General features: G+C 71.6%; 9 protein-coding genes. 3 read left to right on the top strand and 6 right to left on the bottom strand.

The annotated features are described in order from the left end of the window. Positions 1-374: 374 nt before the first annotated feature. The gene (locus AB0I18_RS50270; RefSeq protein WP_363112571.1) at positions 375-773 is read right to left on the bottom strand and encodes a hypothetical protein; all 399 of its coding nucleotides are present in this window, start codon (positions 771-773) and stop codon (positions 375-377) included. A gap of 192 nt (positions 774-965) precedes the next feature. Between AB0I18_RS50270 and AB0I18_RS50265 the strand changes: the two genes are divergently transcribed. Further along, a complete protein-coding gene (locus AB0I18_RS50265; RefSeq protein WP_363112570.1) occupies positions 966-2,219 on the top strand; it encodes a cytochrome P450 in 1,254 nt (417 codons plus the stop codon). A 500-nt stretch (positions 2,220-2,719) separates the two neighbouring features. Here AB0I18_RS50265 and AB0I18_RS50260 read toward each other — a convergent pair whose 3' ends face one another. The 5 genes from AB0I18_RS50260 to AB0I18_RS50240 form a co-directional block, all read right to left on the bottom strand. Further along, positions 2,720-4,033, bottom strand: a complete 1,314-nt coding sequence (locus AB0I18_RS50260; RefSeq protein WP_363112572.1) for a cytochrome P450 — start codon at positions 4,031-4,033, stop codon at positions 2,720-2,722. Positions 4,034-4,095: 62 nt separating this feature from the next. After that, positions 4,096-4,773 carry an ATP/GTP-binding protein gene (locus AB0I18_RS50255; protein ID WP_363112569.1) on the bottom strand — a complete coding sequence of 226 codons (678 nt, stop codon included), beginning with the start codon at positions 4,771-4,773 and terminating at the stop codon, positions 4,096-4,098. Further along, positions 4,751-5,110: a DUF742 domain-containing protein gene (locus tag AB0I18_RS50250; RefSeq protein ID WP_363112568.1), complete on the bottom strand. Its 360-nt coding sequence runs from the start codon at positions 5,108-5,110 to the stop codon at positions 4,751-4,753. The genes AB0I18_RS50255 and AB0I18_RS50250 overlap by 23 nt, the downstream gene beginning before the upstream one ends. Then, a complete protein-coding gene (locus tag AB0I18_RS50245; RefSeq protein ID WP_363112567.1) occupies positions 5,107-5,520 on the bottom strand; it encodes a roadblock/LC7 domain-containing protein in 414 nt (137 codons plus the stop codon). The genes AB0I18_RS50250 and AB0I18_RS50245 overlap by 4 nt, the downstream gene beginning before the upstream one ends. After that, a complete protein-coding gene (locus AB0I18_RS50240; RefSeq protein WP_363112566.1) occupies positions 5,517-7,040 on the bottom strand; it encodes an ATP-binding protein in 1,524 nt (507 codons plus the stop codon). The genes AB0I18_RS50245 and AB0I18_RS50240 overlap by 4 nt, the downstream gene beginning before the upstream one ends. A 284-nt stretch (positions 7,041-7,324) precedes the next feature. Between AB0I18_RS50240 and AB0I18_RS50235 the strand changes: the two genes are divergently transcribed. After that, the gene (locus tag AB0I18_RS50235; RefSeq protein WP_363112565.1) at positions 7,325-8,281 is read left to right on the top strand and encodes a helix-turn-helix domain-containing protein; all 957 of its coding nucleotides are present in this window, start codon (positions 7,325-7,327) and stop codon (positions 8,279-8,281) included. 101 nt (positions 8,282-8,382) lie between these two features. Next, entirely contained in the window at positions 8,383-10,185 is a 1,803-nt protein-coding gene (locus AB0I18_RS50230; protein WP_363112564.1) for a beta-ketoacyl-[acyl-carrier-protein] synthase family protein, read from the top strand. Positions 10,186-10,321 lie beyond the last annotated feature (136 nt).

Raw genomic sequence — 10,321 nt, 5'->3', positions numbered from 1 at the left:
CCTCGGAGCCGTGCCGGCGGCCGAGGCCGGAGTCCTTCATGCCGCCCATCGGCGACTGGACGCTGCCGTACGCGGGCGCGTAGCCCTCGTTGATGCGTGCGGGGCCTTTTGAGGCCCCGCACGGCCGCTCGTGACCGGCTGCGCGGTCGGCGGTTCGGTCACGTGGTCGGTCACGCGGACTCCAGTTGACGGCCCACGATCCCGTGGGCGAAGGACATGATCGTGTGCTCCGCCGAACCATGATGTTACCGGTAACTCGACGCGTCAAGATGTGCCGCGCGCTCTGATCGGGACAGCGGGGAAGGTTCGCCCGAGCAGGGCAGGTCAGGCCAGGGCTCAGGACGGTGCCGGTCGGCCGGAGCCGGAGTCCGGTCTCAGGAGAGGGCGGTTCGCAGGGCCGCGCGGAGGGCCGTGTGCAGGGTGTCCGGGTCGGTCCAGTACCGGGTCCTGGTCGGCGGCACCCGCCAGTGCGGCCCGGGCGGGTACGTACGGTGCCGGGGCGGGATGGCCACGTGGGAGCCCGAGCCGAGGACGTGGGCCGGGGGCAGGTCCCAGCCGGCGGCGGTGCCCGGCGGGACGAGCCAGTAGAGGACGCTGCCGTAGCCGTCCTCCAGCACCGCTCCCGTGCGGGGGCCGAGGTGTTCGAGGGTGCGCAGGCCGGCGGCCAGGGGAACCCGTACCGCGTCCCACCACTCGCCGGCCGGCAGGGCCCGCACCTCCGGGCCGAGGGGCTTCAGCCACCTCGGGGCGTCGCTGGCCGGTATGGCTCTCACCGCCTCTCACCTGGAAGCACGACCCTAGGCCGGACGCGGATCCCCGACTTGCCGGTACGCGTAGGGAACTTGACGACATACGCAGTGCGCTTCACGCGGCCTCGTTCGCGCACCCTACGGCCGCGTAACGTCACCGGCCGTATCGGTGTTCGCGCGGTACGAGATCCGAGTTTCGAGTACTGGGAGGCTCCCATGACAGAGCAGGGTTCCATCGTCATCGACCCGTCCGGTCACGACATCCACGGCGAGGCCGCGCGGATACGGGCGCGCGGGCCGGTGACCCGGGTCGAGCTCCCCGACGGCGTCGAGGCATGGGCGGTCAGCAGTACGGACCTGCTGAAGCGGCTGCTCACGGACCCGCGGGTGTCGAAGGACCCGCGGCGGCACTGGCCGCTGTGGATCAACGGGGAGATCTCCCCGGAGTGGCCGCTGTTCACCTGGGTCGCGGTGCAGAACATGTTCACGGCGTACGGCGGAGAGCACAAACGGCTGCGGACCCTCGTCTCCAAGGCGTTCACCGCGCGCCGGACCGCCGCGCTGCGGCCGCGCGTCGAGGAGATCACCAAGGGTCTGCTCGACCGTATCGACGAGGCGGGGCGGCGGAGCGAAGCCGTCGATCTGCGCGAGGAGTTCTGCTACCCGCTGCCGATCCAGGTGATCAGCGAACTGTTCGGACTGCCCGAGGAGAAGGGCGCGGAGTTACGGGCCGTCGTGGACGGGGTCTTCAACACCGCCGCCACCCCGGAGGAGGTCACGGACATCTACGGGAGGCTGTACGCCGCCCTGGGTGAACTCGTCGCCACCAAACGGGAGTTGCCAGGCGACGACCTCACCTCCGCGCTCATCGCGGCGCGCGACGAGGAGGGCGACACGCGGCTGAGCGAGCAGGAGCTGCTCGACACGCTGGTGCTGATGATCAGCGCGGGTCACGAGACGACGGTCAATCTCATCGACAACGCCATCCACGCGCTGCTCACCCACCCGGAGCAGCTCGCACACGTCCGTGCGGGCCGGGCCGGCTGGGACGACGTGATCGAGGAGACGCTGCGGGTGCAGGCGCCGGTCGCCAGCCTGCCGCTGCGGTACGCGGTGGAGGACCTGGCCGTCGGTGAACTCGGTGGTCCGGAGGGGCTGGTGATCGCCAAGGGCGAGGCGATTCTCGCCGCGTACGCCGCTGCCGGGCGGAATCCCGCGGATCACGGCGCGGACGCCGACCGGTTCGACGTCACGCGGCTCGGCAAGGAGCACCTGGCCTTCGGCCACGGCATCCATTTCTGCCTCGGCGCTCCGCTGGGGCGTATGGAGGCCCGGGTCGCGCTTCCGGCCCTCTTCGACCGCTACCCCAACCTCGAACTCGCCGTCCCATCACCTGAGTTGACCCCGGTGGCCTCCTTCATCTCCAACGGCCACCGATCCCTGCCCGTACACCTCAACACCGCCGACTGAGCCTCACGGCCGGTGGGGGTTGCTCGCGCAGTTCCCCGCGCCCCCTGCGGGGCGCCACCGCCAGTTGCCAAGTGCGGGTTGTCTTGGGTTGCTCGCGCAGTTCCTCGCGCCCCTTACGGGGCGCCACTGCGGGATGTCGAAGTACCGGCCGTATTGGGTTGCTCGCGCCGTTCCCCGCGCCCCTGACGGGGCGCCACTGCCGGATGTCGAAGTACCGGCCGTATTGGGTTGCTCGCGCAGTTCCTCGCGCCCCTTGCGGGGCCGGGGCGCTCGGTATGTCCACCGGGTGGAGGGGGTGCGGCGGGATGTCCGTCCGCAGCGTACGACGACATCAGTGCCGGGCCACAGAGCCACAACCGCGCTTTACGTCAGCGGCTGCGGACGGACATCCCGCCGCACCCCCGACCCCCAACAAACCAGCCCCAGCCCCCACCCACCCAGGGGCGCGGGGAACGGCGCGACCAGCCACAACGAACCCGCACCCACACGAACACCCGCACCTACTCCCCGCGCCACCAGCCCCTCAGCCGAGCCCAGGCACCCACCGGGCGAACAGGCACCGCCGGCACCGCCGGCTCGGGCTGCCCGGCAAGCGCCGGCAGCACGGACCGACCCACAGCCTCCCGCTCCCGCGCCAGCGGCTCCCCACCAACCCCCGTCACCGGAAACCGCACCGGCAACGAAGCCAACGCCCGATGAAACGGCCCCGGCCGCCACTCCAGCTCACCCACCGGAACCGCCAGCTCCACATCCGGCAACCGATCCAGCAGCTTCTCCACCGCGACCGCCGCGATCAACCGGGCAGGCCCCTGCGCCGGACAGTTGTGCGGCCCCGCGCTCCACGCCAAGTGGGCCCGGTTACCGGCCCGTTGATCGGAGGTCAGAGCCGGATCGGTGTTCGCCGCCGCGAGACTGACGACGACCGGATCACCCGCCGACAGCAGCGTGCCCTCGTACACGACGTCCCGCACCGGATAGTGCACCGCGTAGTTGGCCATCGGCGGATCGGTCCACAGAACCTCGTCGAGGGCATCGTCCACCGGCAGACTGCCACCACCCAGACTGCCCGCGAACCGGTCGTCGGACAGCAGCAGCCGCAAGCTGTTCGCGATCAGGTTCTGCTGGGGCTCGGTACCGGCCCCCATCAAGACGACGAGTTCGTGGATCATCTCCTCGTCGGTGAGCCCGGCGGGGTGGGCCATGAGCCAGGACGTCATGTCCGGCCCCGGCCGCACGCGCTTCAACGAGACCAGATCGAACAGCGTCGCGGCGAGCAACTCGTTCGCCTTCTGCGCGTCCACCCCGTCGAAGATCCCGGACATGCCCTCGACCAGCCGCTCACCGAGATCGGGCGGGCAGCCGAAAAGCCGGTTGAACACCAGCAGCGGCAGCACCTGCGCGTACTCACCGAGCAGATCCGCCGCGCCGCGCGGCGCCATCAGGTCGATCAGCGTGTCGGCACTGCGCTCGACGTATCCCCGCAGGGTGTTGGGCTCGACGCGCGCCAGGCTGTCCGTGATGGCGCCGCGCAGCCTGCGGTGCTCCTCGCCGTCGGTGAACAGCGCGTTCGGCCGGTACATCATCATCGGCACGACCGGGCTGTCCGGAGAAACCGTGCCGTCGGCCAGGTCGCGCCAGCGCCGGGGGTCCTTGGAGAAGGTCTCCGGGCTGCGCAGGACGTGCAGCGCCGCCTCGTACCCGGTGACGAGGGTGGCACGGACACCGGGGGCGAGTTCGACCGGTGCGGTGTTCCCGTGCGCCCGCAGCTTGCCGTAGACGGCGGCCGGGTCGGCGGCGAACTCGGGTCCGTACATCGGCTGGTGGAAGGGACAGCCCGGGGGCGGGGCCGGGGCGGGGACGGGCGCGTCGGGGGAGGTCACGCGTGCTCCAGTTCGGTGTCACTGTCGCTGGTACCGGTTCTGTCGCTGTTGCCACTCCCGCTCCCGCTCCCGCTGCCGCTGCCGTTGCCGACCTTGCGGGTCAGGAGGTACTCCACGAGGGCGATCAGCGCATGGGTGGAGGACACCCGGTCGCGGGCGTCACACCGTACGAGGGGTGTTTCGGGGAGCAGGTCGAGGGCGTCGCGGACCTCGTCCAGGTCATGCCCGGGGGCGCCGTCGAAGTCGTTGACGGCGACGGCGTACGGCAGCCCCAACTCCTCCAGGACGCCCATGACATCGAAGGACTGGCCCAGCCGCCGGGTGTCCGCGAGGACGAGCGCACCGAGCGCACCGCGGGTCATGTCCTGCCACAACTCGGTGAAGCGCTGCTGGCCCGGCGTGCCGAAGAGGTAGAGCACCAGGGAGTCGTTGAGGGTGAGCCGGCCGAAGTCGAGGGCGACCGTGGTGGTCGTCTTGTCCTTCGTGCCCGCCAGGTCGTCGACGAGCGCCCCGGCCCGGGTCATGACCTCCTCGGTGCGCAGCGGCCGGATCTCGGACAGGGCGCCGACGAACGTGGTCTTGCCGACCGCGAAGTGCCCCACGATCAGGAGCTTGACGGCGGTCTGCACGCTGCCGGGGAGGTGAGCGGCTTCAGAGGCGGGCGCGGAGCCCATCGAGGACCTCCTGGAGGATGCGGGTCTCGGACGGCCGGGCGGTCGGGACGGGGGCGCGGGTGACGACATGGCCGCTGTCCATGAGGTCGGCGATGAGCACCTTGGTGACACTGACCGGCAGCGACAGATGTCCGGCCACCTCGGCGACCGACAGCGCGCCGGGCCGGCACAGCTCCATCAACGCCCGTTTCTCCGGGCTCAGTCCGGTCAGCGGCAGATCGTCGGCGGCGATCACCAGCGTGACCAGGTCCAGGGTGTTGCGGGTCGGGTGGGAGCGGCCGTCCGTGACGACGTACGGCCGCACCAGCTTCCCTCCGGGACGCCTGGGCGGTGTCATGCCGGGCTGCCGGCATCCTGACGTGCCGGGCTGGTCAGCTCCTTGCCGAGCCGGTCGACCAGCTTGTGCATGCGGTACGTGACGGCCTCCATGTCGACGTGCTCGGTGGTGGAGACCGCGAGGTAGGCACCCTCGCCCGCGGCCACCAGGAAGACGTAGCCGTGCCCGAACTCGATCAGGGTCTGCCGCCAGGGGGTCCCCGCGTTACCGCAGAACTCGGCCGTGCTGCGACTGATCGACTGGACGCCGGAGAGCCCCGCGGCGAGCCGTTCGGCGTCGTCCCTGCCGATGTCCGCGGAGTGGGCGCGCAGCATGCCGTCGGCCGAGAGCAGGATCGCGTGCCGCGCCTCAGGGACCTTCAGGACCTCATCGAGCATCCAGCCCAACTCGTTCTTCGCGGGCTCGATCATCCTTGGGTGTTCCCTTCGTCGTGGGGAGTGCCTGAAAAGTCCTGTACGCCGTCCCCGCCGGCCATGCCGCCCTGGGCTTCCTCGGCCTTCTCGGCCTCCTCGGCCTCCTGGTCGGCGCGACCGTGCCGGGTGCCCCGGGCGAACGCGCCGATGCGACGGGCGGTCTCCTCGGCCGAACGCGCGCCGGGGTCCTCGACCGGCGTGGGCGCGGGCCGCGCGGCGGCCTCGGGCTCCGGCCGCGCCCGGTCCCGGCGGCGGCGCCTGGGCAGCCCACCGGCCGTGGTCGCCACCTCGGCGGGTGCGGGTGCGGCTGCGGTCGCGGCCTCGGACGCAACGGCGGATGCGGACGTACCCACGGACCGGGGCTGGGACTCGGGCCCGGCGCCGGACTCGGAGTCGGACTCGGGCCCGGACCGACCCCCAGCCTGGGCCCCGGCAGTCCGGGCGGCGGCGGTCGCACGAGCGGCCTCGCGGATCGGCGGTACGGTCACGGGCGGCAGCTCCTCCGCGGGGTCCCGGTGCGTGAGCAGGGCGGACGGCAGGAACACGACGGCGCGGACACCGCCGTACGGGGAGCGGGTGTCGACGGAGACGCTGAACCCGTAGCGCGCGGCGAGCACGCCGATGACGGCGAAGCCGAACTGCGGCGGATCGTCGAGCCGGGTGACGTCCACCGCGTACCGCCCGGACAGCAGCGCGGCGGCGCGCTCCGTCACATGGGCGTCCATGCCGACACCCGCGTCGTCGATCACCACGCAGGCGCCGTTGTGCACCGTCTGGACGTTGACCTCGACCTTGGTGTTGGGCTGCGAGTGGCGGGCCGCGTTGTCGAGCAGCTCGGCGATGGTGAGCACGACGGGTTCGACGGCCCGGCTCTCCACGGCGATGTCGGCCTGGCCGTGGATCTGGACGCGCCGGTAGTCGCGGATGCGGGAGGTGGCGCCGCGGACGACCTCGATCAGCGCGGAGATGGCGCGCTGACGGCCGGGCCAGGAGCCGCACAGCACGGCGATGGCCTGCGCGCGACGGCCGAACTGGGCGTTGGCGTGGTCGATTTCGAGCAGGTCGCGCAGCACGTCGGGGCGGTCGTGCCGGTCCTGCATCTCGGAGATGGCGACCTGCTGCTCGTTGGCCAGCGCCTGGATCGAGCGCATCGACGACTTCAGGGCGGCCTTCGCGGACTGGTCGGCGCGGGCCTGCGCGTGCTCCACGGCGGTGGCGAACCGCTCCAGGACATGGTCGAGGGACTTCGCGAAGCCGCTGCCCGCCAGCCGCGCGTCGAGCAGTCCGATGCCGGGCACGGGCTCGGACTGCCGGGCGCCATGGTCCTCCAGCGCGGGCAGGCGTACGGCCGCCAGGTGCCGTACCTCCTCCTCCCGGGTCCGCAGGTCCTCGGCCAGCTCGGCGTTGCGTCGGCGCAGCAGCGAGGTGATCCCGCGCTGGCGCACCAGCAGCACGGTGACGGCGAGCAGGCCGACGGCCACGCACCAGAACACCGCCTCCGGTATCTGTTCCTTCATGAAGTCCTCAAAGGCGGGAGGGAGATGGGTGACGGGGCGCCCGACGGTAGTAGCGAGCGGGCGCGCGCACTTGCTCGCGCGCGCAAGGAAGTTGCCCTCAGGCGCACCACCGGCCGCACTTCGATTGGCATATGCCTGCGTGCCGTCCACCACTAGTACGCTGCCGAAGAGGGCCGGAAACGGAATGTCTGCACTAGCCTTTCCGACCGTAACTGCCGTTGCGAGAAGGCCAGTTGAGCGATGCCTTCGACGACGGCCGGGCAACTCTGGGCGGAGGAAGTGCATTGCCCGCGGGAACCTACATCGTGGAGTCGCAGGCGACCGGCGAGGTGGATCCGCGTGAGCGGACCGACTTCTGGAGCGAACACGTCGGGTCGTACCAGACCCCGATGGACTTCAGATATGCCGACCCAGGGACGTTCCGGGGCGAGATGACCCGGCAGGGCACCGACACGTACCAGCTGGTCGACTGGCGGTGCGACCGGATCGAGTACGTCCGGACGCCGCGGCTGGTGCGCCAGGAGCCGGACCACGACTACCGGTTCCTCCTCCCGCTCCGCGGGGAGCTGGTCCTGCGGCAGGACGACCAGGAGGCGCGGCTGACCCCGGGCATGGGGAGCCTGATGACGTTGGGAGCGCCCTTCCAGTTACTGCACGACGCGTCCCTGCGGGGGTTCATCTTCTCCATCCCCGCCCGTGAGATCGACGGCCCGCTGAACCGGAAGTCACCGCTGGCCACCGGGCTCGATCTGACCACCGGTCTCGGCCGCGTCGTGAACTCCATGCTCCAGAGCCTCTCCGCGGAGCGCAACAACCTCACCACCACCGAGTTCGACGCCGTCTCGGACCGCATCGTCGAACTGCTCTGCATGCTCGCCGTGGGCGACGACCGGCCGGACGCGTCGGGGCACTTACTGGAGGTGGAGGCGATGGTCCGCCGCCACGTGCGCGAACACGCGGCCGACCCCGGCCTGACCGGCACCTCCATGGCGCGGGCCCTCGGCTGGTCCCTGCGCCAGATACAGCTGGCGCTCCAGCGCGTCGGCACCACCCCGCGCGACCTGATCCGCGAGGAACGCCTGCGGCTGGTCCGCGACCGGCTCCGCTGCCACGACTGCGAACACATGACGATCACGGACCTGGCCCACGCCTCGGGCTTCTCCTCCGCGAGCGCACTCAGCACAGCCTTCAAACAGCGCTACGGAGTGAGCCCCCGGGAGATGCGGCACGGGGCGCGCTGAACGCTGTACGCGACTCGGCCCGGTGACAACTCCTCCCGGGGACACTGGAATCCGCTCCCCGCGACGGGAGTGCCCCACCCGAGCAAAGAAGGCATCAGCCGATGCACAGTGCGCCCGACGCCACCCCTGTCCCTGCCCCTGCCCGCCACACGGTCACCGCCGCGGAGGTGATACCCGGCGACCTCCTCGCCCTGTCGCCCGAGGCCGCCGCGGAGCACACGTGGTACGTGGTCATGCACACCCTCCCCGAGACTCCCGACACCCTCCGCGTCACCCTGCGCCCACCGCTCGGCGGCACCGACCGGGCCGAACTCTTCGACCGCTGCCGCACCTTGACGGTCGCCGACCGCCGCATGGACACCGCTCGGATCCCGTACGCCGTCTCGTCCGACCTCCGCACGGTTGCCCTGCACGACGGTGACCGGGTCACCGCCCTGCGCGCCGTCGACCCCCTCGCCACGGAGGAGACGTACACCCGCAGGTGGGGCGTGTGGCACCGAGACCTGGACCACCCGGCCGAAACCCCGCTCCAGGACGCCGAGTTGCGGGCGTGGGCGGAGCCTGGAGCTGATCAGGAACACCAGGAGTACCTCGTACGCCATCACGCGCGGCCGGGACGGGAATCCGCCGTCACCGAGCGCCGGCGACGTGTCGTGGTCACCGGGCTCGGGGCCATCACCCCGCTCGGTGTCGGCGTCGGCGAGCTGTGGCAGGGGCTGCTGGACGGGCGCCACGGAATCCGCGCCCTCGACGGACCGGAGTTCGCGGAGCTGCCGGTGCGGACCGGGGCGCTCGTGCCGGTGGATCTCGCCGAGCTCCTCCCCCGGCAGCGGGCGCGCCGCATGAACCGGTCCGCCCAGCTCGCGCTCATCGCCGCCCGCGAGGCCTGGCAGGACGGCGGATTCGACCCGGCGGGGACCCGGGAGAGCGGGCTCGACCCCGACCGGGTCGGGGTCAGCGTCGGCACGATCATCGGGGGCGCGCCCGTGCTCGTCGACGGTGACCGGCAGCTGCGGGACAAGGGGCCGCGCGCGGTCTCGCCCCTCACCACACCGATGACCGTGCCTTCGCAGGCCGCGTCCCAGGTGTCGCTCGGCCTGCACATCACCGGGGAGGCCCGCACGGTGACGAGCGCGTGCGCCTCGGGTACGGAGGCCATCGGGCAGGCGATCGACCGCATTCGGTACGGGCATCTGGACGTTGCGCTGGCCGGGGGTGCGGAGGCGGTGGTGACGCCGGCGTTGATGGCGGCGTTCGCTTCGATGCGGGCGCTGTCGACGCACGAGCTTGGCACGGGCGTGTACGGGACGCCGTCGCGGCCCTTCGCCAAGGACCGGGACGGGTTCGTGAACGGGGAGGGGGCCGGGTTTCTGCTTCTCGAGTCCGAGGAGCATGCGCGGGCTCGCGGGGCCCGGGTGTACTGCGAGGCGGCGGGGTGGGGGCTGTCGGCCGATGCGCATCACATGGCCGCGCCCGATCCGAGCGGTCGCGGGATCACGCTGGCCGTGCGGCGGGCTGTGCGGGACGCGGGTGGGTACGTCGTGGACGTTCTGCACGTCAACGCGCATGCGACCGCCACGGTTGACGGTGACCTCGCGGAGGCGGGCGCGCTGCGGGATGTGTTGGGGGCGGGGGTCGGGCGGGTGCCTGTCACCGCGCTCAAGGGGCATCTGGGGCATCTTCAGGGGGCCGCGGGTGGGGTGGAGGCGGTGGCGGCCGCTCTCACGCTTCACCATGGGGTGATTCCGCCGACCATCGGGGGCGAAGAGCTGGATGACGGGGTGGAGTTGGACGTGGTGACGGGCGCTCCGCGGGTGTTGCCGGTGGGTGGGGGTGACTTGGTGTTGAGCAACTCGTTCGGGTTCGGGGGGCACAATGCGGTGCTGGTGTTGCGGCGGGGGTGACGTTGTCTGCGGGTTCGGTGGGGGCTTGTCGCGCAGTTCCCCGCGCCCCTGGGGAGGTGGGTGGTGGGGCCGGTGCCGCGACGGGATATCCGATCGCCGCTCTGGGATATCCAGTCATGGCACGTTGCCGCGGCGA

It is taken from the genome of Streptomyces sp. NPDC050704, assembly GCF_040654355.1.
Classification (GTDB): Bacteria; Actinomycetota; Actinomycetes; order Streptomycetales; family Streptomycetaceae; genus Streptomyces.
The sequence above is the reverse complement of the archived record's forward strand: the minus strand, read 5'-3'. Positions and strand labels throughout refer to the sequence as shown.